Here is a 24279-nt window from a genome sequence, read left to right as displayed (position 1 = left end):
CACGTTGTCGGTCTTCGTCGTTTCGCCCGTCTCCGTTACTATTGTCCCCGCATTCTTCGGCCAAGGCCCTGAACATGACCCGATCGCTGCGCGTGATCTTCGCTGGCACGCCCGACTTCGCCGCCGAGAGTCTCTCGGCGCTGCTGGCCAGTCACCACCAGGTGATTGCCGTCTATACCCAACCCGATCGCCCCGCCGGACGCGGCCGCAAGCTGACGCCAAGCCCGGTCAAGTCGCTGGCGCTGGAGCACGGCCTGCCGGTGTACCAGCCCGAGCGGCTCAGGGACGAAGCCGAACAGCGCGCCCTGGCGGCGCTGGACGCCGACGTCATGGTGGTGGTGGCCTACGGCCTGATCCTGCCGTTGCCGGTACTCGAGGCACCGCGCCTGGGCTGCCTCAACGTCCACGCCTCGCTGCTGCCGCGCTGGCGCGGTGCAGCGCCGATTCAGCGGGCGATCGAGGCCGGCGATGACGAGAGCGGCGTCACCATCATGCAGATGGACGAGGGACTCGATACCGGCGACATGCTGATCATCCGGCGCACCGAGATCCTGCCCACCACCACCGGCGGCGAGTTGCACGATCGCCTGGCCGAGATCGGTGGCAAGGCCATGGTCGAGGCCCTCGACCGACTCGCCGACGGTGAGCTTGCCGCCACGCCGCAGCCCGAACAGGGCGTCACCTACGCCTCCAAGCTCAGCAAGGCCGAGGCCGAGCTGGACTTCGCCCAGCCCGCCGCGACCCTGGCCGCCCGGGTGCGCGCCTTCAATCCCTGGCCGGTGACCTGGTGCGCGCTGGGCGACGAGCGTCTACGTATCCACCTGGCCGAGCCGGCCGACGACGGCGCACCAGAGTCGCCCGGCACCATCACCCGCGCCGACACCGAGCTGCTGGTGGCCTGTGGCGCCGAGGGCCGCGAGCGCCTTCGCATCACCCGGGCCCAGCTGCCCGGCGGCAAGGAGCTGGCGGTATCCGAGCTGTTGCGCGCCAGGGCCGAACGCTTTCCCCAGGGCACGCTGCTGGGACGTCCTTTCCCGGAGACCTCCGCATGAGCGATTCTCAACCCCCACGCGATCGCAAGCCACCCCATCATGGCCGTCGTCACGCCAACGCACGGCGCGACATGGGTGACTGTGTCCGCGCCGCCGCAGCCAAGGCGCTGGTGCCGGTGATCACCGGCAAGGGCTCACTGGCCACCCTGGACGACCATCAGGTGGTGGCCCGCGACCGTGCCCTGTTCAAGGCCATGTGCTTCGGCGTCTGCCGCACCCTGCCACGGCTCGAGGCACTGGCCGCCCAGCTGCTCGAGAAACCGTTCAAGAGTCGCGATGCCGACATCCAGGCGCTGCTGCTGCTGGGCGCCTATCAACTCCTGTACCTGCGCATTCCGGCCCACGCGGCGGTAGGCGAGACCGCCGGTGCCGCGCGTCTGCTCGGCAAGGCCTGGGCCACCCGGGTACTCAACGGCTGTCTACGCCGGCTGCAGCGCGAGTCGTCGACGCTGGAAGCCGAAGTCGACCGTGACCCGGCGGTGGCGCTGTTGCACCCGCGCTGGTGGCTCAAGTCACTGCGCCAGGCCTGGCCCGATGACTGGCAGGCGATCTGCGAGGCCAACAACCAGCCCGGACCGATGACCCTGAGGGTCAATCGTCGCCACAACGACCGCGAGCAGTATCTGGATATCCTCGACGGTGCCGGCATCTCCGCCAGGCTCTGCGCCCACGCCCCGGACGGGCTGGTGCTGGAAACCGCCCGCGACGTGGAGGCGCTGCCCGGCTTCGCCCAGGGCCACGTCAGCGTCCAGGACGAGGCCGCCCAACTGGCTGCGGTGCTGCTTGGCCCGGTGGTGGCACCGCGGCCGGGGGCACGGGTGCTCGACGCCTGCTGCGCCCCCGGTGGCAAGACCGCTCACCTGCTCGAGCTGTTCGACGTCGACCTGCACGCCATCGACTCCGATGCCGCGCGCCTGGCACGGGTGGAAGACACCCTGACTCGTCTGGGCCTGTCGGCGACCCTGGCCCAAGGCGACGCCACCGAGCGTGACTGGTGGGACGGCACCCCGTTCGACGCCATCCTGCTCGACGCCCCCTGCTCCGGCAGTGGCGTCATCCGCCGTCATCCCGACATCAAGCGCCTGCGTCGGCCCAGCGACATCGCCCAGCTGGCCCAGCTGCAGCGCGCGCTTCTCGACAATCTGTGGCCGCTGCTCAAGCCCGGCGGCACCTTGCTCTACGCCACCTGCTCGGTGCTGCCGGAAGAGAATCGCGACCAGATCCGCGACTTTCTCGCGCGCACCCCGGACGCCAGCGAGCAGATGCCCGACGGCATCGCCTGGGGCCAGGTTTCCGGGGCCGGACGCCAACTGTTACCGAAGGTCGACAGCCATGACGGCTTCTTCTATGCCAGACTGGTGAAGGCGGGCCGCTAGTCCGACCAGGACGTCGGCCTGGCCGCCCGTGACCTATGCTTCTCCAACAGGGAGTCTGTATGAGCCAACACGTCTACAAGCAGATCGAGTTGACCGGTTCCTCGGAAACCAGCATCGAAGATGCGGTGCAGCGGGCCATCACCAAGGCCTCGGAAACCGTGCATGACCTGCGCTGGTTCGAGGTGACCGATACCCGCGGCCATATCGAGAATGGCCGGGTGGCCCACTGGCAGGTCACGGTCAAGGTCGGCTTCACCCTCGACTGACCTGCGAGGCTGATTCGACCCGGAGACCCACGGGACTTGCATTGCACAAGTCCTGCGTTGTTTCCTTTCAGCACAGGGCGGGACTCTCCCGCCCTGTTGTACTGTTCAGAGCTCGGGTATGCTGGCTCAATGCTGCGACGCACCATAGGCTCTGAACCCCTCTTCGGACACGACGACGATGAAGATCATCATTCTCGGCGCCGGCCAGGTTGGCGGCACCCTGGCGGAGCACCTGGCCCGCGAGGAGAACGACATCACGGTGGTGGACACCGACGGTGAGCGCCTGCGCGAACTGCATACCCGGCTCGACATCCGCACCGTCTCCGGGGCGGCCTCCTACCCCATGGTGCTACGCCAGGCCGGCTGCGAAGACGCCGACATGTTGATCGCGGTGACCAACTCCGACGAGGTCAACATGATCGCCTGTCAGGTCGCCCATACCCTGTTTCGTACCCCGACCAAGATTGCCCGAGTGCGCGCCACCGCCTACCTGGCGCGCAAGGGACTGTTCGCCCACGAGGCGGTGCCCATCGATGTGCTGATCAGCCCCGAGCAGGTGGTCACCGACCATATTCGCCGATTGATCGAGCACCCCGGCGCCCTGCAGGTGCTGGAATTCGCCGGTGGACTGGTCCAGCTGGTGGCGGTCAAGGCCTTCTACGGCGGTCCGCTGGTCGGCCAGGAGCTCGGCTTCCTGCGCCGTCACATGCCCAGCGTCGACACCCGGGTGGCCGCCATCTACCGGCGCAACCGTCCGATCATTCCGCGTGGCGACACCGTGATCGAGGCCGACGACGAGGTCTTCTTCATCGCCGCCCGGCGCGATATCCGCGCGGTGATGAGCGAGCTGAGGCGACTGGATCGCGACTTCCGCCGGGTGGTGATCGCCGGCGGCGGCAACATCGGCGAGCGCCTGGCCGAGCACCTCGAGCACAGCCACCAGGTCAAGATGATCGAGCACAGCCTCGAGCGCTGCACCCAGCTCTCCGAACGCCTCGACCGCACCGTGGTACTGCACGGCAGCGCGACCAGCAAGCGCCTGCTGGAAGAGGAGAACATCGAGGACTGCGACATCTTCTGTGCGCTGACCAACGACGATGAGGTCAACATCATGTCGTCGATGCTGGCCAAGCGCATGGGTGCCAAGAAGGTACTCACCCTGATCAACAACGCCGCCTACGTGGATCTGGTCCAGGGCGGCGAGATCGACATCGCCATCTCGCCCCAGCAGGCCACCATCGGCAGCCTGCTGACCCATGTGCGCCGCGGTGACATCGTCAACGTCCACTCGCTGCGCCGCGGCGCCGCCGAGGCCATCGAGGCCATCGCCCACGGCGACAGCCAGTCCTCCCGGGTGGTCGGTCGTGCCATCGGCGACATCGACCTGCCCGGTGGCTCCACCATTGGCGCGGTGGTGCGCGGCAAGGAAGTGCTGATCGCCCACGACGACGTGGTGGTGGAGAGCGGTGACCACGTCATCCTGTTCGTGGTCGACAAGCGCAAGATTCGTGACGTCGAACGCCTGTTCCAGGTCGGATTGACCTTTTTCTGATGGGCGCGCCCCTCGCCCCTGCCGCCATACCAAGGAGAGCCGCCGCATGAGTCCGATGCCGACCGGGCTTGAGACGACGACCCGTCCCGACATGTCCCCCGCCTGTTGCTGTCAGCCAGGAGGCAGGACGCCATGAGCCTGAGGATGATCCTGCGCATTCTCGGGCTGCTGCTGATGATGTTCAGCCTGACCATGGTGCCGCCCATCGCCATCTCGCTGTTGTTCGGCGACGGCACCTGGGACGCCTTTCTGATTGCCATCGCCATCACCGTGCTGACCGGCGCGCTGATGTTCCTGCCCAATCGTCGTGCCCGGCGGGAATTGCGCACCCGCGACGGCTTTTTGATCGCCGCCATGTTCTGGACGGTGCTGGGGCTGTTCGGTTCGCTGCCGCTGATGCTCACCGGCAGCACCGCACTGTCGTTCACCGACGCGGTGTTCGAGTCGTTCTCGGGGCTGACCACCACCGGTGCCACGGTGATCACCGGCATCGACTTCCTGCCCGAGGCGATCCTCTACTACCGTCAGCAGCTGCAGTGGCTCGGTGGCATGGGCATCGTGGTGCTGGCGGTGGCGATCCTGCCGACCCTGGGGGTCGGCGGCATGGCGCTGTACCGTACCGAGATCCCGGGGCCGCTCAAGGATTCCAAGCTGACCCCGCGGATCACCGAGACCGCCAAGGCACTGTGGTACATCTACGCCACCCTGACGGTGGTGTGCATGCTGGCCTACATGGCCGCCGGGATGGACTGGTTCGACGCCCTGGGTCACAGCTTCTCCACCGTGGCCATCGGCGGTTTCTCGACCCACGACGCCAGCATCGGCTACTTCGACAGCGCGGTGATCGAGGCCATCTGCATCGTCTTCATGCTGATCTCCGCGCTCAGTTTCAGCCTGCACTTCCTGGCCTGGCGCGAACGCCGTATCGGCCACTACTGGGAAGACTCCGAGGCGCGCTTTCTGTTGCTGTACCTGACGGGACTGGCCAGCATCACCGTGGTGGTGCTGTGGTTGACCGGCACCGAAGAGACCACCGTGGGACTTCGCCACGGCATCTTCGAGGTGGTCTCGGTAGCCACCACCGCCGGCTTTTCGGTGGCAGACTTCTCCGCCTGGCCCGGCGCCCTGCCGCTTTTGCTGTTCATCGCCGCCTTCGTCGGCGCCAGCTCCGGCTCCACCGGCGGCGGCATGAAGGTCATCCGCATCATCCTGATCATCAAGCAGGGCATGCGCGAGATCATGCGCCTGATCCACCCCAATGCGGTGATCGCGGTCAAGATCGGCAAGGTCAGCGTACCCGACGGCATCGCCCAGGCGGTGTGGGGATTCTTCTCGGCCTATGTGCTGCTGTTCTTCCTGATGCTGGTGGGGGTGATGGCCACCGGGGTCGACCAGGTCACCGCCTGGTCCACGGTGGGCTCGGCGCTCAACAATCTGGGGCCGGCGCTGGGCGAAGCCAGTCTGCACTACGGTGACATGCCGACCATGGCCAAGTGGATCCTGGTGATGGCGATGCTGATGGGCCGCCTGGAGATCTTTACCGTTCTGGTGTTGTTTACCCCGGCCTTCTGGCGCAAATAGGACCGATCCTGGTGCCCTTTCCTTTGCCGTAGCCCTTCGCTAGAGGGCGGTGTCGGCACCCGCCACCGCCTCTCGCATCACCGAAAGCGCCCGCTGTGCCCGGGCCGACAGTGGCCACTCGGCGCGCTGGATCAGGTAGAGGGTATCGCTGACCTCGGGGGCACCCTCGACCACACGGATGGCGTGCTGGTCCTCGAAGGCCTCCCGGGCAAAGCGTGGCAACACGCTGAAGCCCAGCCCCTGGGCCACCGGCGCCAGGATCAGGCCAATCTGATTGGTAAAGCCGCTGCGCGGCCAGCGAGCGTAGCCCGGCGAGCCCGGAAAGCGCCGACTGAGCAGACGGGTGGCCAGGGCCTTGCCATCCGGATGGTCGATAAAGCCCAGCGCCATCAGCTCATCGAACGTCTCGACACGGGTGTCGGCCGGTACCACCAGTTCCAGCGCCTCGGTGGCAAACTCGCTGACCGTCAGACTGGCGTCGTCGGGACGCTCGCCCACCAGCCCCATCTCCACCTTGCCGTCGATGACGGCCTCGACGATCTCCCGCGTCGGACCGAAGCGATGGCGAATCGCCAGCCCCGGCGCGCGCTTCTGCAACGCCAGCAGACGCGGGTAGATCGCAAGCCCGATACTCCCTGGTGTCATCAGGCTGATCTCGCCATGATCGTCCAGATCACCGGCCAGGCGCTGGGTAAGGCGCTGATCGACCCGTTCACGTTCGTTCAGATAGTCCAGCAGGGCGTGGCCTGCCGGGGTCAGCTCGAGCCGCCGAGGCCGGCGAATGAACAACAGTCCCAGCTCGGCCTCCAGGCGCTGGATATGCTGGCTGACCGCCGCCTGGGTCAGATCAAGGCGCTCGGCGGCGCGGGTAAAGTTGCCCTGCTCCACCAACGCCTGAAACGAGCGTAGCCAGAGCGGATTTGCCATAAGCATCTATTATCATCACCATAACGTCGCGTCGATTTTCATTATAGCGATCCCGGCCCAGACTGTGCTCATCATTCCTGCATCAAGAGGTGACACTCCATGAGCCAGCAAGACGCCTTGGCAAACGCCAACCATGACGCTCCCGCCAACTCTTCAAGCAACTCTCCAAACAGTTATCCCCGCAGCTTCTCCCATATCGGCATCTCGGTGCCGGATGTGGAGGCCGCGGTGGCGTTCTACACCCAGGTGCTGGGCTGGTACCAGATCATGGCGCCGACCACCATCGAGGAAGACGACTCCGCCATCGGCGAGATGTGCACCGACGTCTTCGGTCCTGGCTGGGGCAGTTTCCGTATCGCCCACCTGTCCACCGGTGACCGGGTCGGCGTGGAGCTGTTCGAGTTCGCCAACCACGAGGACCCGGAGAACAACTTCGAGTACTGGAAGACCGGCGTGTTCCACTTCTGCGTCCAGGATCCCGACGTCGAGGGCCTGGCCGAGCGCATCGTCGCCGCCGGCGGCAAGAAGCGCATGCCCAAGGTGCGCGAGTACTATCCCGGCGAGAAGCCCTACCGGATGATCTACATGGAAGATCCGTTCGGCAACATCCTCGAGATCTACTCTCACAGCTACGAACTGACCTATTCCGCTGGCGCCTATCAGGACTGAACGCCGGACAATGTCAGCTCGAGGGCAGGCCAGGGTTTGGCCTGCCCTCCTCGTTCATGGATAATCGATCCTTCACATTCTCAAGGCCCCGAGCCCCATGAGCGAGATCGACGACATTGCGCTGGCCGAGCGGCCCGAGACCCGAGGCGGCCCCCGACGTGACCTCCGCGTCGGCGACACCACCTTTACCCTGCTGGGCACCGCCCACGTCAGCGCCGAGAGCGCCGACGAGGTGCGCGACCTGATCGATTCCGGCGACTTCGACGCCGTCGCCATCGAGCTGTGCGACGCCCGCCACAGCAACCTGGCCAACCCCGACGCCCTGGGTGACCAGGACCTGTTCCAGATCTTTCGTCAGGGCAAGGCCGGCATGGTCGCCGCCAACCTGGCCCTCGGCGCCTTCCAGCAGCGCATCGCCGAGCAATCCGGCATCGAGCCCGGTGCCGAGATGCGCGCCGCCCTGGAGGCCAGTCAGCGCCACGAGCTTCCGCTGCTGCTGATCGACCGGGACGTGGGCCTGACGCTCAAGCGGATCTACCAGAACGTGCCCTGGTGGCAGCGCTTTAGCCTGCTGTCGGGCCTGCTCGGCAGCGTGCTGTCGCGCCAGGAAGTCTCCGCCGAGGAGGTCGAGCGGCTCAAGCAGGGCGACGTGCTGGAATCCACCTTCAGCGAATTCGCCGCCGAGTCGCAGTCGCTGTTCACCCCCTTGATCAGCGAGCGCGATCGCTACATGGTGATGCGCCTGGCCCAGCAGTGCCCACCTGGCAAGTTCAAGCGGGTGCTGGTGGTGATCGGCGCCGGCCACCTCAAGGGCATGGCCGAGCATCTGGAAGGCCCGCCTGCCGAGGACCCGGCCGAGGAAATCGCCGCGCTGGAGGCCACCCGGCCGCCGTCGAAGGTGTGGAAGATGCTGCCCTGGCTGATCACTGCCCTGGTACTGACCGGCTTCGCCATCGGCTTTTCGCGCAACACCGAGCTCGGCTGGCAGCTGGTGGCGGAATGGTTCGTGATCAACGGCGTGCTGTCAGGGGGCGCCACCCTGTTGGCCCTCGCCCACCCGGTCACGGTGATCGCCACGGTGTTCGCCGCCCCGTTGACCTCGCTCAATCCGACCATCGGGGCGGGCTTCGTCGCCGCCGGGGTGGAACTGGCCATGCGCAAGCCCAAGGTGCGCGACTTCTCCACCCTGCGTCACGACGTTACCCAGGTGAAGGGCTGGTGGAAAAACCGTGTCTCGCGCACCCTGCTGGTGTTTCTGACGGCGACCCTGGGCTCCGCCGCCGGCACCTGGATCGCCGGTTTTCGTATCGCCGACAGCCTGTTCGGCTAGCCCGGCCGCCTCGTTCGGCACCCACGCGCCGCCGCCCCCTCGGGCGGCGGTGTCGTTTCGACGCCCCCCTACCATCAACGCGAACCCGCTCCGGGTCCACGCCAGCCCGCCACCGAAACCGGCTCCGAAGCCCGCTTAGACTATGCTCAAAGGAACAGCCTGCTGAACGGAGTCGGCCCCATGACCCGCAGCACCATCGAGGCGCTTCGCCAAGGCGCGAGACGGCGACTCCCACGGCTGGTCTTCGACTATATCGAAGGAGGCTCCGGCGCCGAGCAGGCGCTGGCCGCCAACCTCCAGGCCATGTCACGAGTGGCGCTGGCACCGCGCCTGGCCGACGTCAGCCGGCGCACCCTCGGTACTCGCATTCTGGGCGAAGATATCGCGCTGCCGCTGGTGCTCTCGCCGGTGGCTTTGGGCGGCCTGGCCTGGGCCGACGGAGAACGTCTGGCCGCACGCGCCGCTGCGCGAGCCGGGGTCCCCTACACCGCCGCCACCCTGTCAAACGCCCCCCTTGCGCATATCGCCAGGGACTGCCCGCGCCCACCCTGGTTTCAGCTGTTCGTGTTCAAGGATCGTGCCCTCAGCGAGCGACTGATGGACGACGCCCTGAGTCTCGGCTGCCGTGTGCTGGTGCTGACCATCGATATGCCGCTGCTGGCCGATCACCACCGGGGACTCGGCCACGACGTCAGGCCCGATCCGGCCACCGCCCTCAAGCTCGCCTGGGGGCTGGGCCGTCACCCCGGCTGGTGGTGGCGCCACCTGCGCAGCCGTCGTTTTTCCATGGGCAATCTGGACGGACCGCTCTCGGCCCCGGACGGCATCGCCTCACTCGCCAGTTGGCTCGACGACCAGCTCGATCCCTCACTGGGGTGGAGTGATCTGGGCTGGGTCCGCGCCCGCTGGCCGGGCGCGCTGGTCGTCAAGGGTGTACTGGACGCGGACTCGGCGCGCCAGGCCGCCGAGCAGGGGGCCGACGCCGTGGTGGTGTCGAATCACGGGGGGCGCCAACTGGACGCCGCCAGGGCCACCATCGCGGCGCTTCCCGAGGTGGCGGCGGCGGTGGGCGAGCGTCTCGAGGTGCATCTGGATGGGGGGATTCGCAGCGGCCTGGACATCCTTCGGGCGCTGGCCCTGGGCGCCGACGCCGTGCATATCGGCCGCCCCTATCTGTACGGACTGGCCGACGCGGGCGAAGCCGGCGTCGAGCGCTGCCTGGCGATCCTGCGCCGGGAGCTGGACCAGGGCCTCGCCATGTGTGGCTGTTCGAGTATCAGGGAAGTGGATGCACGCGCGCTGGCAGCGAACGCCAACCACGTCGATCGTTAGCCGGGCGGCGGCGCTGCGCCACAGTCGTTGCCTTCCGCCAGGCGCCACCGGTAATTGTCGCGTTGTATCGCGCGGGAAATCGCCTCTTTGGCGACGTGATTGCCGACCTGATCCCCGGCGTGATCCCCGGGGCTCTTTTCCTTGACCATCGTCTCGGCAGAGCGTCCAGCGGGCGCCTCGGCATCGAACGCCAACATGGGCAGGTTCACCGTGATCGGCTGGCGCAGCGTATCCGGGACCATCTCCATCACCTCGATCCACAGCGTCCGGTAGCCGTCGCGCTCGATCTTCCAGCACTGAGGACGGAGCCCGCTTGCAGCCATCAACAACTGCCCACCGATATACGAATTCCCCGGAATGGCGAACCGCCCGTTGCTGTCGGTCACGTCGGCGGCCTCGGCAAAGGCCTCGGCCGAGACCCTGGCCCCCGCCAATGGGGCCCCGGTACGGGCGTCGATGACCTGCCCCTGCAATGGCTGGCGCGCCCAGCGCTCACTGATCACCGGCACGCAGCCAGAAACCAGCGACATCAGTACCAGCAACAGTGCCAGCACCGCCATCAACGAGATGCTTCGCCGACCACCCGTCGCCAGCCTCATGGGACTTCGCCTGTGCAGAATCGTCGACAGAAACTCTACGCCATCCCTGGCCCATCGTTTCAACGCTGGGCGGGCCGGTGGTGACGCCACAGTTCCAGACCGTCAGGCCAGCGAACGACCGGCTACACGCAGGCGACTGTACTCTTCCAGCGCCGATGATTCGGTCATGCTGCAGATCCAGTCATGCACGAGGCGTCCACGATGGTAGGCCTCCCAGACCTCGCGGCTCGCCCCTTCCCAGGGCTGCGCCATGGCCTGGCGGTACACCCTGAGCACGCCGGGCGGCAACCGCTTCACCCACAACGTCAGCCGCGGCGAGGCGCCATGGCCCTCGTCCAGCAGTCGCACGAAGGCCGCTTCCGGCAGGCGCAACGCCGGCAGGGCGGCATCGAGCAGTCCACATAAGGTGCGGTAGCCCTCGAGCTCCAGCCGTTCCAGCTCCGGATCCCGATATTCGACCCGAGTGGCCAGGCTGTCGAAGGCCTCGAGCAGAGCGCGACAGCCGACCTCCGCGCTCAGCAGCCTCAACTGAGGCTGTCCCTCCCGAATGTTCTCCAGGTGGGCCACGAAGGCATCGGCGGCGTGATTGACCAGGGTGCGCCCCAGCGCCAGTCGCAGGTAGTGAAAGAAGCGCCCCAGTTCCTCGACGTTGTCCCGCTCATAGCGGCGCAGCGCCCAGTCCAGCATGCCACCGAGGCTCCAGCGGCGTACTACTCCGTGGCGCGAGAAGCGCCGCTCCTCCAGACTCGCCCAGGGCTCTCCCTGGCGGGCCAGCCCCTCCACATAGGCCTGTTTGAGCGATGCCACCAGGGATGTCGGGTCGATCAACCCCCGCTCCACCACCGCCTCCAGACGAGACAGGGTCCGTGCAATGACCTCGGCGGCATCCACCACGTAGCTGGCCGGATGGCGATGATCCTGGCCCAGCCCCAGGACACCACGCATGGCCGTCTCCTGGTCGCTCTCGGCACGATAGCAGTAGCCCTGGCGGCCACGGCCATCGTCGCCCACTTCGCGCCACACCGCCTGCTCCCCCAGCAGCACCGCGCCCTGGACATGGGTCAGCGAGATCCCCTCCTGCTTGCTGATGGTGCGGAGCGCCTGGGCCTGGGCGTCGAACCGACACAGCTCGTTGAGCAGGGCCGCGCCCTGGATATCGTCCTTGGCCAGCGGCAGCTGGCGGCCTCCCAGGGCCGACATATGGCTGTCGAACCAACCGCAGAGCGCAAGTTCTCCGGCCTGGCCAAAGGGAGGTCGACCGATATCACGCAGCAGGCTGCCCACCTCGACCAGACAGATGAAGGCGTCTTCCAGACCATCGAGGCCACAGTCACCCGCCCGCTTGCCCAGCTTGCGATAGACCATCTGCACGATCCGGCGCCCCATCTGCTGTCGCTCCAGCGAGGCCGACAGCAGTCGCCTCTGGCTTGCGTGGGCCAGCACCGCGCCCTGCTGGGGCAGCAGCTGCAATCGACGCAGGCTGGCACTGTGGACGACCCGGGTACGGTCCTTTTCCAAGCGACGCTCCAGCGTCGCCACGGAAAATGCGGCATCACCATCCACCGCCAGCGATGGACAGCGATCTCCCGGGAGAGGTCGGCAGGGGTGAAAACGCCTACGAAAATCCATAACGCTCCTCGTGCGCCAAGCCGCACAGATTGACGAAACTGTGTCAAAAGAAGAGCGTCTCCCAGAAAAAGCCCGGGCGAACTAGGATATTGGCGACACCACAAGCCAGCGGTCGTGGATAGGGAATGTAGTTTTATACCGACAGGTCCGAAAAAACCCGCTCAATACGGCATAGTTATGCGTATACCGACACCGATCCTGTCGTTGTCGTCGCCTCGATGCCTGACCACGCCCTCTCACCCTCGCCGTGCGGCCAGCCTGCGCATGGCCGGGCTTGGCGTTTCGATCTTGTGGTAGCGCCGACTGGCGGCGTAGCTGTCGTTGAAGACGTCGAAGTAATCGTCGAGCACCGAAGCGGCGTCTTCCTCGCCGCTCTGACGCAATAGCTCGGCGGCCACCTCGGCGGTGCACAGATGCGCCTGGGAAGCGGGCTTGCGCAACCGATAACGCGTCAGTCGATCGGTTCTCAACGGCAGTACCGGCAGGCGTTCCAGGTAGGGGCTCTTGCGAAAGATCCGCCGCGCCTGACGCCAGGTGCCGTCGAGCAGGATCAGCACCGGGATGCGCTCCCGGGGGACTCGCCGGACCGCCTCCACCTCGACCACGCGGTCGGCGTAGTCGGGCTGGTCATCGGGGAATACCACGAAGGGGGCGTAGCGCTCGTCGGCCAGGAGCGCCAGCAGCTGTTCATCGGGCGTGGTGCGGTACCAGGTGAAGACACGGGTGGGCGCCAGCACGTCGGCGATCAGACGCCCGGTGTTGGTCGGCTTGTGGTGCTCCAGCGGATGGGTGATCAGCCACACCTGGACCCGAGAGTCGGCCTTGGCCTGATAGGGACACAGGCAGTTGAGTTCAGGCAGGTTGCAGCCGGCGCAACGGGTGACGAAACTGCCGCGCGCCTTGAACTCTCGTCGCGGGGGACGCGGATGACCGGTGGCAGGGTCCCGGTCGAGGCTCCGGCTCTCGCCGAGGTGCGGATCCCCGACAGCGCTCGGCTCACCCGGATGGCGCTCGGCGGACGCCTCCTCGGTGGTTGAAGCTTCCTGAGTCGAGCCGGAATCTTCGGAGCGGGCGTCTTGCTGGGAGGGGGCGGAATCGGCGAAACGAGAGTCACACATGGGCGGGATGCAGGCTGCGGCAAAGGGCGCCCAATCTACCACGCCCCATTGCCTGCGTCAGGCAAGCCACGCGAAAGGTTGGCGCTCCTGGCAGCGGCTCAGGTCGCCGTACCGACGGCTCTCTAGAAAACCCGCTCGACGGCGCCACCTTCGCCCGGGCCTAGGCGCTGTCCGAAAAGTCGACGAGCGAAGGTTAGACAAGGCAAAAATCGGTGAGAAAGCGCAGTTTACGGGGTGTAAATGAGCATTTTGACCGGGCTGACGCACCAGCCGATTTTTAACGCCGTATTACCGAGCGCAGGCACTTTTCAGACAAGCCCTAGCCCAATTGCGGCATGAACAGTCGACCTTCACGCTGCCAGTGACGGGTCAGGGCGGGCACGCCCTCACCTGCCGGCATCACCAGCCGGGCAACGCCAGCAGGCACCCTGAGCGATTCGTCAGGGTCCACCAGCACGCAGTCGGCATCGAAGGGCAGTTCGTTGATCAGGGCCGCCGCCGGCATCACCGCCAGCGAAGTGCCGACCACCAGCAACAGGTCCGCCTCGGCGACGATCTCGCAGGCGTCCTGATAGGCCGGCACCGCCTCGCCAAACCAGACCACGTCCGGGCGCAGTTGGCTGCCACGGTCACAGACGTCGCCCATGGCGATATTCCGACGCCCCAGCGGATAGCGCATGCGCTCGTCCACCGAGGAGCGCGCCATCATGATCTCGCCATGCAGGTGCAGCACCCGACGGGAGCCCGCTCGCTCGTGCAGATCGTCGATGTTCTGGGTGACGATGCTGACCTCGAAGCCACGCGCCTCGAGGTTAGCCAACGCCCGGTGGGCGGCGTTGGGACGCGCGCCACGTACCTGGTCCCGACGGGCGTCATAGAAGCTCAGCACGCGCTGCGGGTCTCGTGCCCAGCCCTCGGGGGTGGCGACGTCCTCGATGGGATGATCCGCCCAAAGGCCATCGGCGGCACGGAAGGTCTGGATTCCGCTCTCGGCGCTGATGCCGGCGCCGGTCAGCACCACCAGATGGGGGGCCTTGGACATGAACTCGCTCCACAGCTTTGAGAGTCTGAATCAGCGCCGCCACGGACTCAGTAGGTCAGGCCCCCGGGGTCCGAGGCGAAGCGCTGCTTGTTGCGATAAGGGTAGACGTCGATCACCTGACCGTCGGTGATCGCCGCCTGCAGGCTCTTCCAGTAGTCGGCATCGAAAAGCTCCGGATGCAGTTCGAAGAACAGCTTGCGCAACTGCACATTGGCGAACAGGAAGGGCCCGAATTCCTCGGGGAAAATATCATTGGGCCCCACCGAGTACCAGGGTTCGTCGGCCAGCTCCTGCTCGGGATACAGGGGCTCCGGGATATGCCGGAAGTTGCACTCGGTGAGATAGCTCACCTCGTCGTAGTCGTAGAAGATCACCCGCCCGTGGCGGGTCACCCCGAAGTTCTTCAGCAGCATGTCGCCGGGGAAGATGTTGGCCGCCGCCATCTGCTTGATGGCGTTGCCGTAGTCCTTGAGCACCGCACGGGTCTCGGTCTCGTCGCACTGTTCCAGATACAGATTCAGCGGGGTCATCATGCGCTCGGTGTAGCAGTGCTTGATGATGACCTTGTCGTCCTTCAGGTAGACATTGCTCGGCGCCACTTCCAGCAGATGCTCCAGGCATTCGGGATCGAAGTGGTCCTTGCGCGACACCAGGTAGGAAAACTCCTGGGTATCGGCCATCCGGCCGACCCGGTCATGGCGCTTGACCAGGCCGTACTTCTCGCGCACGTTGTCGCGACTCATCGCCTTGGACGGGTCAAAGCGGTCCTTGATGATCTTGAACACGGTGCGGTGTGACGGCAGCACGAACACCGCCATCACCATGCCGCGCACCCCGGGGGCGATGATGAACTTGTCCTCGCGCCGCGCGATCTGCTGGTTCAGGGCGCGGAAGAACTCGGTCTTGCCGTGCTTGAAGAAGCCGATGGCAGCGTAGAGTTCGCTGATCGGCTTGTCCGGCATCAGCATGTGCAGGTAGGCCACGAACTCACGGGGCACGGTGGCATCGACCTGGAAGTAGACCCGGGTGAAGGAGAAGATGATCGACACCTCGTCGGGCTCGATCAGCACCGTATCCAGGTGCAACCCCTTGCCCTCCTCGTGGAGCACCGGCAGCACCAGCGGCACCTGCTCGCCATCGCGGTGGATGCGGCCGACCAGGTAGGCGCCCTTGTTGCGGTAGAAGATGCTCTTCAGCAGTTCGATTTCGGTGTCCGTGCCGCCCGCCAGCCCTTGCGGCAGGTGCTCGACCAGAAAGTCACGCGCCAGATGTCCGCAGTGGCCCAGGTCGATGAACTCCATGCCCAGTTCGGCCCCCTCCAGCGCCTCGGCGATGGCCCTTGACCAGTCCCCCTCCACCGCGATGTGTCGGCACAGCTCGATACCCGAGTGGTGTGACGCGGCGTCCCTGGAGGAGTTGACGAACATCCAGTCATCGCGGATGTGGCGGTGATGAAAGATCGAGCAGAACAGCGAATTGAAGTAGGTCTCGGCCAGCTCGTAGTCGAGTCGCTGACCGATCAGCTCGACATAGTGTCCCTTGGCCTCACGCCAGCACTCGCAGTGGGTCAGGATATCCTCGTCAAAGGTGCGCTGCAGGCGCCCCAGGGTCTCGTCGACCTTTTCCTGATAGAGGTTGATCCGCTCCGCCGAGGCCTGCTGGGCCTCGCGCCAGGCGGCGTCGCGAAAGCGTCGATTGGCGTCCAGGGTGATCTGCTTGAAGCGCGAGCGGTACTCGTCGAATCCATGCAGGATAGTGGCGGCGATGCGATAGGCAGGGGACAGTTTCATCACGGGGCTCCCGACGGGCGTCAGCTCAGAATGACCGCCGCCGCCACCTTCGGCGAGACGACCAATGTCGACTGTCATGTTGCCGTGCAACATGGCAGCCGCCAAGCCGTCTGTCCAACCCGGCACACTACGCCCTCGATCACCTCCCCCACCGCCGCCAAAGACCTATTTGCGCCAGAACATCGGAGTCAACAGTACCAGCACGGTCAGGATTTCCAGGCGGCCCATCAGCATGCCCACACACAACAGCCACTTGGCGGCGTCGGGCAGGGTGGAAAAGTTGCCGGCTGGGCCGATGATATCGCCAAGTCCTGGCCCGACGTTGGCCACCGCCGTGGCCGCCCCGGTCAGCGCCGTGACCAGATCAAGTCCCAGCATGGCGAGGGCCAGGGCGAGGCCGGCGATGGTCAGAAAGAAGAAGAAGGAGAAGGCCACCACCCCCCGGCTGATCTCATCGGACAGCGGCGCACCGTTGTAGCGAGAGACGAAGACCCCATGAGTGTGGATCAAGAAGCGCAGCTGGCTCAGCAGCATCTTGATCGCCACCTGGAAGCGAAAGATCTTCATGCCTCCGCTGGTCGAACCACTGCAGCCACCGACAAAGGTCAGATAGAAGAACGCCATGGCGGCGAACGGGCCCCACTGGCTGTAGTCGTCACTGGCGTAGCCGGTGGTGGTCACCACCGAGACCACGTTGAAGGCGGTGTGAGTCAGGGCATCGAACATCGCCTCGCCTCGCCATACCCGATAGAGACTGAGGATCAACGTCACCACCACCAGTAGCCACACCAGCCCACGGACCTGCTCGTCGCGCCACAAGGCCAACGGCGAGCCGCGCAGAAAGCGGATGTAGAGCACGAAGGGCAAGGCGCCAAGCAGCATGAACAAGGTGCCCATCCACAACAAATGCGGCTGGTCGGCGTAGGCCCCGAAGGAGGCGTCAGAGTTGGCGAAGCCGCCGGTGGATACCGAGCTCATGGCGTGTACCACCGCGTCCACCGGTGCCATGCCGCCGATACCGTAGGCCAGAATCGCCACCAGGGTACCCAGGGCGTAGATGCCGAGCGTGGCCTTGGCGATGCCGCCGGTGCGCGGCATTACCTTGTCCGACCAGTCCGAGGATTCGGTCTGAAAAAGGCGCATGCCGCCGACCTTGAGAAACGGCAGGATGGCGATGCCCATGACGATGATGCCGATGCCGCCGAGCCACTGCATCAAACCCCGCCACAGCTTGAGACCATCGGACAGCTGGTCGATATCGGTGAGGATGGTGGAGCCGGTGGTGGTGATCGCCGAGACCGACTCGAACACCGCATTGGTCAGCGACAGATGGGGCGCGCCAAGCACCAGCGGCAGGCTGGCGAAACCGCTGATACTGACCCAGCTCAGGGTGGTCAGCACGAACATCTGCTGGGTCTTGAGCGCCACCGGTATCCGCCAGGTCAGCCACCAGCACATCAGCACCGTGGCCAGCACCACCAGCAGGGAACGAGCGAAGGCCGGCGCGTCGGCGTCGCCTTCCCATACCAGCACCCCCCAGGGCAGCAGCATGAACAGCGCCAGCACCAGCCAAAGTACCGACAGTACCTTGAGGACCGGTGCCCAGTCCCTGCACCAGCGCAGCATCCCTATCCCTCGGGTCATAGCCTGCTCTCTCACCGATTGTCGGCGCTCATCATAGACCAAAGCCGTAGCCAGAGATGCCCCTCGACTCACGGAGTCGTCGCAATCCGGATGACAGATCGCCGCAACATGGCGACAATAGCGCGCCTCGAGCCCGCATTCACGCCATAGGTATCGCCGCGATGTCCCTGCCCTTGCCCATTCTCTACCAGGACGACGATCTGGTGGCGGTGCACAAGCCGTCAGGGCTGCTGGTGCATCGCAGCGCGCTGGCCCGTGGCGAGCGCGAATTCCTGCTGCAGCGCCTGCGCGACCAGTTGGGCCAGCGGGTCTACCCGGTGCATCGGCTCGACCGGCCTACCTCGGGGGTCATGGTGTTCGCGCTGTCCTCGGACATGGCCCGGCGGCTGGCCGAGGCCTTCACCGAGCGCCAGGTGACCAAGCGTTACCTGGCGGTGGTGCGCGGCATCGGCCCCGAGACCGAGCGCATCGACCGGGCACTGCGCGAGGAAGACGGTAGCCGGCCCAAGGCCGAGATGCCGGCGATGCCCGCGATCACCGAGGTGCGCCGACTCGACAGCGTGGAGCTGCCGGTACGTATCGACCGCTACCCCCAGGTTCGCTACTCGCTGATGGAAGCCCGCCCGCTGACCGGCCGGCGCCACCAGATACGCCGTCATCTGTCCGGCATCGGCTACCCGATCATCGGCGACGCCAAGCACGGCAAGGGCAATCACAACCGCTTCTTTCGCGACAGCCTGGACTGCGATCGGCTGCTGCTGGCGGCGACCTCGCTCGAGTTCGAGCACCCTCGCCATCGCACCCCGATGGCGCTGTGCTGCCCGCTGGACGCCTGCATGACGCGGCTGTTCGACCGTTTCGGCTGGCGCGCCCACCTGCCCCGGCCAGTCAGCACCACCAACGCCAACGTGACCGCAACGACCCAGCGAGATTCCTGATGAGCACTGACCCCAGCGACAACGACTATGACCTGCGCTTTGGTGGTATTCGCCGTCTCTACGGCACCACCGCCAGCGCCCGTCTGGCGCAAGCCCACGTGGTGGTGGTCGGGGTCGGCGGTGTCGGCAGCTGGGCGGTGGAGGCGCTCGCCAGAAGCGGCGTCGGCAAGCTGACCCTGATCGACCTCGACGACGTCTGCGTATCCAACGTCAATCGTCAGCTTCACGCCCTCGACGGCACCATCGGGCGGCCCAAGGTGGAAGTGCTGGCCGAGCGCTGCCGGGCCATCCACCCCGGCATCGAGGTCGTCGCCGATGTCGCCTTCGCCACCCCGACCAATCTCGCCGAACGCATTCCCGAGGACGCCGATCATCTGATCGACGCCATCGACAGCGTGGTGGCCAAGGCCGCACTGATCGCCTGGTGCAAGCGCCGCAAGCTGCCGCTGACAGTCACCGGTGCCGCCGGCGGCCAGACCGACCCCACCCGGATCAAGGTGGCCGACCTGACCCGCACGGAGCATGACCCCCTGCTTGCCAAGGTGCGCTCGCGCCTGCGCCGCGACCACGGCTTTTCGCGCAACCCCAAGCGCCGCTTCAGCGTCGAGTGCGTCTACTCCGACGAGCAGCTGGTCTACCCCGGCCAGGACGGTGAGGTCTGCCACACCAAGCCTGGTGCCGGCGAGTCCACGCGCCTGGACTGCGAGAGCGGCTTCGGCGCCGCCACCTTTGTCACCGGCAGCTTCGGCTTTGTCGCCGCCTCGCGGGCGCTGGCCAGACTGACCCGGGTAAAATGAGCCAGACAAGGAAACGACCATGACAACCCCGCAATCCCCCCTTCCGGTGCCCGGCATCTATCGCCACTACAAGGGCCCGCTCTACGAGGTGACCGGCGTCGCCCACCACAGCGAGAGCGAAGAGGCCCTGGTGGTGTACCGCGCGCTCTACGGCGACTACGGCCTGTGGGTGCGCCCGCTTGAGATGTTCTGCGAGAGCGTCGACGTCGAAGGTGTCACCACTCCACGCTTTGCCCTCGAGAAGGCGTTCTAGGGCTTGTCTGAAAACTGCCTGCGCTCGGTAATACGGCGTTAAAAATCGGCTGGTGCGCCAGCCCGGTCAAAATGCTCATTTACACCCCGTAAACTGCGCTTTCTCACCGATTTTTGCCTTGTCTAACCATCGCTCGTCGACTTTTCCGACAGCGCCTAGCAGGCCCTGACGGCGCCCGGATCCATGTCGTCGGTCCGACGCTGCCAGTTCGATAACGCTGGTCCAACAGCGCCAGCCCGGCGAGGCGAGTCCATACGCCCTGGCCAGCGCGCAGGCAACGGAACACGCAGACGCAAAAAGGGGAAGCCGCTGGCCTCCCCTTTTTGCTTGCCTGGGCGCTGTCGATGCAATGCGCCAGCGCTAAATCACTCTTCGCCGCCGGCCTTTTGCATTTGCGTCTGCAGATACGCCTGCAAGCCGACCTTGTCCATCAGACCCAGCTCGGTCTCGATGATGTCGATGTGCTCTTCCTCGTCGTCGAGGATCTTCTGGAACAGGTCACGGCTGACGTAGTCCCGCACCTGCTCGCAGTAGGTGATGGCTTCGATCAGGTCGTCACGCCCGGTATGCTCCGCGGCCAGGTCGGCCTCGAGCATCTCGCGGGTGTCCTCGCCGATATGCAGCTTGCCGAGGTCCTGCAGGTTGGGGATGCCTTCGAGAAAGAGGATGCGCTCGATCAGAATGTCGGCGTGCTTCATCTCTTCGATGGACTCGTCGTACTCCCACTTGGCCAGCCGGGCCAGGCCCCAGTCCTTGTACATCTTGGCGTGCAGGAAGTACTGATTGATGGCCACCAACTCGTTGCCCAGCACCTTGTTGAGATGCTCGATGACCTTGGGATCGCCTTTCATGGAAAACTCCTCAATGCTTGCCGGACTTGTGCTTGCCGGTGATTGCTGACCGGCCGTGGCCAGTCGTCGTTGATCGAACCGTCTTGCATCGGACGCCGCAGAGGCGACGTCTCTCCTTGGCCTCGCCCGCCTTCACAGGGCAACAGACGCGGGGCTACAGACACACTGGCACGACAAGCAATGCCCTACCAGCTCCCGTCAAGAAGCAGTATAGGGCATCCATGAAAAAACTCAATAAAATCAGAATCTTGAAAACCGCAACTACAACGATATCGATTGCTAATTCAAAAGACTACCGCAAAGGAAGTAGCGCAAGAGCGTACCGACGACCAAGGCTATACCGCATAGGCCAGCGCTTCGACTTCCAGACTCGACGCTTCCTGGATGGCGTCGCGGGTGATCTGCTTGCCCACACAGGCGCATTTGCCGCACTGGGTGCCACAACCGGTCTCACGCTGAACCTGACGCCAGCTACGCGCGCCGTCATCGACGCTCTGACGAATCTGTCGGTCACTGACCCCTTTGCACAGGCATACGTACATCGCCATCTCTCCTGAATCACTATAGGCAATGTAAATGATTCCCATAGCGACACGCAACCTTTTCAAGAGTAATTCGTATTTACTTTAGCTAAAGATTTGAATTTACATGACTCAGCTCAAGCGCTGCCCCTGCCGACAGCCAATCGACAGCATCCAGAAAACCAGGAAGGAAACAGAGGGGAGCGACTCGTGCAGGGTTATCGCTTCGCCGCCTTCGGCAGCACTACCACCTGAGTGCCAGACGCCAGATCCGCCCAGCTGCGCCGTTCCGCGTCGAACAGCACCCACCAGTGGCCCAGCCCCAGCGGCACGAAGGAAAACGCTCCCACGGCGAAGCGCAGCATGGTCTGACGCAGGCTGATGGGACCGCCGTCGAGGGTCTGGACGCGCAGGCGCCAGGCCTGCATCCCCAGGGTCATGCCCCCGCGGCGCCAGAAGAAGGCAAAAAAGGCAAAGGCCGCGACCACCAGCAGCAGTCGCAGGCTGAGCACCTGCCAAACGCCTGCGCCCACCTCTTCCGGGGCCAGGCCCAGCAGCTTGCGCACCACCAGCACGTGCAGGGTGGTGATCGCGATCCAGATGGCCAGCAACAGAAAGCTGTCGTAGAACATGGCGCCCAGACGCCGGCCCAGCCCTGCGGGCCAGACATCATCGAGATGGGGAAAACGTCGTGTCATTGGGTTTGCTCAGCAGGTGAAGTCTCGGCAAGGCGCGCGCTAACGTTGGGGCCAGATCGATCGAGAGTGCCCAAGCCGGCGCCAGGCATGCCGCCCTTCACCCCGACCGCCTCAATAGGTGAAGTCCCAGCAGGGCGCACACGAGTGTAGGGGCCAGAACCGCCCAAGCCGGCGAAAAGCCGAATACCGTGGAGGCCGGTGCCAGCAGATCCTGGAGATACTTGAACACCAGCCCGGTGATGACCCCGTAGAACACCCTCGTCCCTGCGGCCACGGTGCGCAGCGGGCCGAACACGAAGGACGCCGCCACCAGCACCAGCGAGGCCATGGTCAGGGGCATCAGCATCTTCTGCCAGAAGTACAGAAGCGGCTGGGTGGCCTCCAGGCCCTGCTCGTCCAGATAGTCGGCGTAGGCCCACAGCTCGCTCGGTGCCTGGGTCTCCACGTCGCGCAGCAGACGCGACAGCTGAGTCGGCGACAGGCTGGTGTCCCAGCGCAGGCTAGCCACCTTGTCGACCTCGGTGCGGTCATCGGCAAAGCGGGTCGTCTCGACCTGCTGCAACTCCCAGAAGTCGCCTTGCCACACCGCACGCCTGGCAGTGGTGACCGACTCCAGCCGGTGGCCGTCGAATTCGTAGCGGGTCAGATCCAGCACGGTGTCGTCGGCGCGAATCGCACCAAAGCGATAGAAGTCGTCGCCCTCACGCTGCCAGCCACCGCGTTCGGTGACCACCGCGCCCTCGCCCTGCATCTGCTGCACCTTCCAGGCGTGGGCGAACTGCTCGGTTCTGGGGCTGACGAACTCTGACACCGTCAGCACGATCACCACCACCAGGATGATCGGCTTCATCACCCCCCAGACGATGCGCGCCAGCGACCGTCCCGCCGCCCGCATCACCGTCAGCTCGTTGTTGGAAGCCATGCTGCCGAGTCCGATCAGGGCGCCGATCAACACGCCTACCGGGGCATATTGATAAAAGCGCCAGGGCAGGCGCATGCACAGAAACAGGAAGACCTCGAAGGCACCATAGCCGCCTTCGATGTCTCCGAGGTCATCGATATAGGTGATGATCAGGTCCAGGCCCAGCAGCACCACCTGCACTACCAGAATGGCAGCGAGGACGTTGCGGGCGATGTAGCCGTCCAGGCGATCGAGAATCATCCGCTCATTCCCTTGCGTTGGGCATTGAAGGCCAGTCCCAGACCGAGGATCAGGAAGCCTGCGTGGATCGGCCACATGCCGATGACGGCAGGCAGGCTGCCGCTGCCGATGGCATCCATGGCCGCCAGCAGCAGACTCAGGTAGGCCACGTACAGAAAGATCGCCGGCAGCAGCTTGGCAAACCGGCCCTGGCGTGGATTGACCCGGGACAGCGGCTGGGCCAGCAGGGTCAGCACGAATACCATCAAGGGGGCGCCGAGTCGCCACTGCAACTGGGCCCTGGCCTCGGGCGAAGCGTCATTCAGCAGGGTCGTGGTGGTGGCAAACTCCGCCGAGTCGGTCTCGACCGCCTCCACCGCCCGCGCCAGACGCACGGCATAGGTACCGAACTCGAGCCGCTCGGCGTCGGCGCGACCGGCCTCTGCGCTATAGCGTTCACCGTCTTCCAGCACCAGATAGCGACTGCCAGTGTCCGGATCCACCGACTGGTAGCCCTGGGTCGCCCGGGTCACCACGCTCTCGGGGGAGCCGTCATTGCGCTTCTGGCGTTCGCTGATGAACACCTCCTGCATGCGCTCGCCGTCCTCGGACACGTCGCTGGCGTAGGCAATACGCCCACTGCCGAACTCCTGAAAACGCCCTGGCGCCAGCGCCGAGAAGTCGAGCTTGCTGCGCTGTTCTTCCAGCACCAGTTCGTTGTGCAGGGCACCAGCGGGGGTCAGCCACAGGCTGAATATCCCGACCAGCAGTGCCACCAGGGCGGCGGGCACCAGGCTGACCGTCAGCAAGCGGTTGGGGCTGGTGCCGCAGGCCACCAGCACGGTGATCTCGCTGTTGAGGTAGAGCTGGCCATAGGCCAGCAGAATTCCGAGAAAGAACGCCAGCGGCAGGATCAGCTCGAGAAAGCCCGGCATGTGATAGAGCATCAGCGAACCGAGGATGTTCGCCGGGATCTCGCCTTCGGCGGCGTTGGCAAAATAGCGGATAAACCGACTGCCCATGATCACCAGCAGCAGCACCCCGGCCACCGCCGACATGGTCAGCAGAATCTCGCGGGTGAGGTAACGGAATATGATCAATGCGCGCTCCTGCTCTCGGTCGTCCTCACCGGTCGTCCCTGATCCAGTATAGGTCCCTGATCGATGTCTCTAC

General features: G+C 65.3%; 23 protein-coding genes. 11 read left to right on the top strand and 12 right to left on the bottom strand.

The genetic code is table 11. From position 1 onward, the window contains the following. Positions 1–74: 74 nt before the first annotated feature. From fmt to RBB39_RS13110, 5 genes are all read left to right on the top strand, one after another. Positions 75–1052: a methionyl-tRNA formyltransferase gene (gene fmt, locus RBB39_RS13130; protein WP_306169135.1), complete on the top strand. Its 978-nt coding sequence runs from the start codon at positions 75–77 to the stop codon at positions 1050–1052. A gap of 71 nt (positions 1053–1123) precedes the next feature. Continuing rightward, positions 1124–2428 (top strand): 16S rRNA (cytosine(967)-C(5))-methyltransferase RsmB, encoded by a 1305-nt coding sequence (rsmB, locus tag RBB39_RS13125; RefSeq protein WP_045995222.1) that lies wholly within the window; start codon positions 1124–1126, stop codon positions 2426–2428. 59 nt (positions 2429–2487) lie between these two features. Beyond that, the gene (locus tag RBB39_RS13120; protein ID WP_045995219.1) at positions 2488–2694 is read left to right on the top strand and encodes a dodecin; all 207 of its coding nucleotides are present in this window, start codon (positions 2488–2490) and stop codon (positions 2692–2694) included. A 178-nt stretch (positions 2695–2872) separates the two neighbouring features. Next, positions 2873–4246, top strand: a complete 1374-nt coding sequence (gene trkA / locus RBB39_RS13115; RefSeq protein ID WP_045995220.1) for a Trk system potassium transporter TrkA — start codon at positions 2873–2875, stop codon at positions 4244–4246. A 132-nt stretch (positions 4247–4378) separates the two neighbouring features. Next, positions 4379–5827, top strand: a complete 1449-nt coding sequence (locus RBB39_RS13110; RefSeq protein ID WP_108448511.1) for a TrkH family potassium uptake protein — start codon at positions 4379–4381, stop codon at positions 5825–5827. A gap of 39 nt (positions 5828–5866) precedes the next feature. On the opposite strand, the gene RBB39_RS13105 is transcribed toward RBB39_RS13110, so the two are convergent. Continuing rightward, positions 5867–6754: a LysR family transcriptional regulator gene (locus RBB39_RS13105; RefSeq protein ID WP_045995238.1), complete on the bottom strand. Its 888-nt coding sequence runs from the start codon at positions 6752–6754 to the stop codon at positions 5867–5869. A 99-nt stretch (positions 6755–6853) separates the two neighbouring features. On the opposite strand from RBB39_RS13105, the gene RBB39_RS13100 reads away from it, so the two are divergent. The 3 genes from RBB39_RS13100 (at position 6854) to RBB39_RS13090 (ending at position 10085) form a co-directional block, all read left to right on the top strand. Further along, positions 6854–7423: a lactoylglutathione lyase family protein gene (locus RBB39_RS13100; RefSeq protein WP_083970698.1), complete on the top strand. Its 570-nt coding sequence runs from the start codon at positions 6854–6856 to the stop codon at positions 7421–7423. Positions 7424–7520: 97 nt separating this feature from the next. After that, on the top strand, positions 7521–8753 hold the full coding sequence (locus RBB39_RS13095; RefSeq protein ID WP_045995236.1) for a TraB/GumN family protein: 1233 nt from the start codon (positions 7521–7523) through the stop codon (positions 8751–8753). Between the two features lie 180 nt (positions 8754–8933). Beyond that, on the top strand, positions 8934–10085 hold the full coding sequence (locus RBB39_RS13090; protein ID WP_045995320.1) for an alpha-hydroxy acid oxidase: 1152 nt from the start codon (positions 8934–8936) through the stop codon (positions 10083–10085). On the opposite strand, the gene RBB39_RS13085 is transcribed toward RBB39_RS13090, so the two are convergent. The 6 genes from RBB39_RS13085 to RBB39_RS13060 form a co-directional block, all read right to left on the bottom strand. Beyond that, complete coding sequence (locus RBB39_RS13085) at positions 10082–10684, bottom strand: carboxypeptidase-like regulatory domain-containing protein (RefSeq protein WP_157033174.1); 603 nt, start codon at positions 10682–10684, stop codon at positions 10082–10084. The genes RBB39_RS13090 and RBB39_RS13085 overlap by 4 nt on opposite strands. A 102-nt stretch (positions 10685–10786) precedes the next feature. Next, on the bottom strand, positions 10787–12313 hold the full coding sequence (locus RBB39_RS13080; RefSeq protein ID WP_146164622.1) for a hypothetical protein: 1527 nt from the start codon (positions 12311–12313) through the stop codon (positions 10787–10789). Positions 12314–12549: 236 nt separating this feature from the next. Further along, entirely contained in the window at positions 12550–13431 is an 882-nt protein-coding gene (locus RBB39_RS13075; RefSeq protein ID WP_083970705.1) for a tRNA-uridine aminocarboxypropyltransferase, read from the bottom strand. A gap of 319 nt (positions 13432–13750) precedes the next feature. Then, positions 13751–14473: an NAD-dependent deacylase gene (locus tag RBB39_RS13070; RefSeq protein ID WP_045993075.1), complete on the bottom strand. Its 723-nt coding sequence runs from the start codon at positions 14471–14473 to the stop codon at positions 13751–13753. A 47-nt stretch (positions 14474–14520) separates the two neighbouring features. Next, positions 14521–16263, bottom strand: coding sequence for a bifunctional isocitrate dehydrogenase kinase/phosphatase (gene aceK / locus RBB39_RS13065; protein WP_045993074.1), 1743 nt, complete (start codon positions 16261–16263; stop codon positions 14521–14523). A gap of 165 nt (positions 16264–16428) precedes the next feature. Next, positions 16429–17907 carry a TrkH family potassium uptake protein gene (locus tag RBB39_RS13060; RefSeq protein WP_045993073.1) on the bottom strand — a complete coding sequence of 493 codons (1479 nt, stop codon included), beginning with the start codon at positions 17905–17907 and terminating at the stop codon, positions 16429–16431. A gap of 161 nt (positions 17908–18068) precedes the next feature. On the opposite strand from RBB39_RS13060, the gene RBB39_RS13055 reads away from it, so the two are divergent. From RBB39_RS13055 to RBB39_RS13045, 3 genes are read left to right on the top strand one after another with little or no spacing between them, the layout of a single operon-like run. Beyond that, complete coding sequence (locus RBB39_RS13055) at positions 18069–18845, top strand: pseudouridine synthase (protein WP_045993072.1); 777 nt, start codon at positions 18069–18071, stop codon at positions 18843–18845. Beyond that, the gene (gene tcdA / locus RBB39_RS13050; protein WP_045993071.1) at positions 18845–19642 is read left to right on the top strand and encodes a tRNA cyclic N6-threonylcarbamoyladenosine(37) synthase TcdA; all 798 of its coding nucleotides are present in this window, start codon (positions 18845–18847) and stop codon (positions 19640–19642) included. The genes RBB39_RS13055 and tcdA overlap by 1 nt, the downstream gene beginning before the upstream one ends. A gap of 19 nt (positions 19643–19661) precedes the next feature. Further along, positions 19662–19895 carry a DUF1653 domain-containing protein gene (locus tag RBB39_RS13045; protein ID WP_045993070.1) on the top strand — a complete coding sequence of 78 codons (234 nt, stop codon included), beginning with the start codon at positions 19662–19664 and terminating at the stop codon, positions 19893–19895. A gap of 365 nt (positions 19896–20260) precedes the next feature. Here RBB39_RS13045 and bfr read toward each other — a convergent pair whose 3' ends face one another. From bfr to lptF, 5 genes are all read right to left on the bottom strand, one after another. After that, positions 20261–20746, bottom strand: coding sequence for a bacterioferritin (gene bfr / locus RBB39_RS13040; RefSeq protein WP_045994716.1), 486 nt, complete (start codon positions 20744–20746; stop codon positions 20261–20263). Positions 20747–21081: 335 nt separating this feature from the next. Continuing rightward, positions 21082–21288, bottom strand: coding sequence for a bacterioferritin-associated ferredoxin (locus tag RBB39_RS13035; RefSeq protein WP_045994717.1), 207 nt, complete (start codon positions 21286–21288; stop codon positions 21082–21084). A 197-nt stretch (positions 21289–21485) separates the two neighbouring features. Continuing rightward, on the bottom strand, positions 21486–21965 hold the full coding sequence (locus RBB39_RS13030) for an RDD family protein (protein WP_045994718.1): 480 nt from the start codon (positions 21963–21965) through the stop codon (positions 21486–21488). A 97-nt stretch (positions 21966–22062) separates the two neighbouring features. After that, positions 22063–23127, bottom strand: coding sequence for an LPS export ABC transporter permease LptG (gene lptG / locus RBB39_RS13025; RefSeq protein ID WP_045994719.1), 1065 nt, complete (start codon positions 23125–23127; stop codon positions 22063–22065). Then, a complete protein-coding gene (gene lptF / locus RBB39_RS13020) occupies positions 23124–24206 on the bottom strand; it encodes an LPS export ABC transporter permease LptF (RefSeq protein WP_083970631.1) in 1083 nt (360 codons plus the stop codon). Before lptF ends, lptG begins: the two co-directional genes overlap by 4 nt. Between the last annotated feature and the right edge of the window lie 73 nt (positions 24207–24279).

The sequence above is a fragment of the Halomonas sp. MMSF_3323 genome (genome assembly GCF_030733595.1).
GTDB classification, from domain to species: Bacteria; Pseudomonadota; Gammaproteobacteria; order Pseudomonadales; family Halomonadaceae; genus Halomonas; species Halomonas litopenaei.
This window is presented reverse-complemented; position numbering and strand designations above follow the sequence as displayed.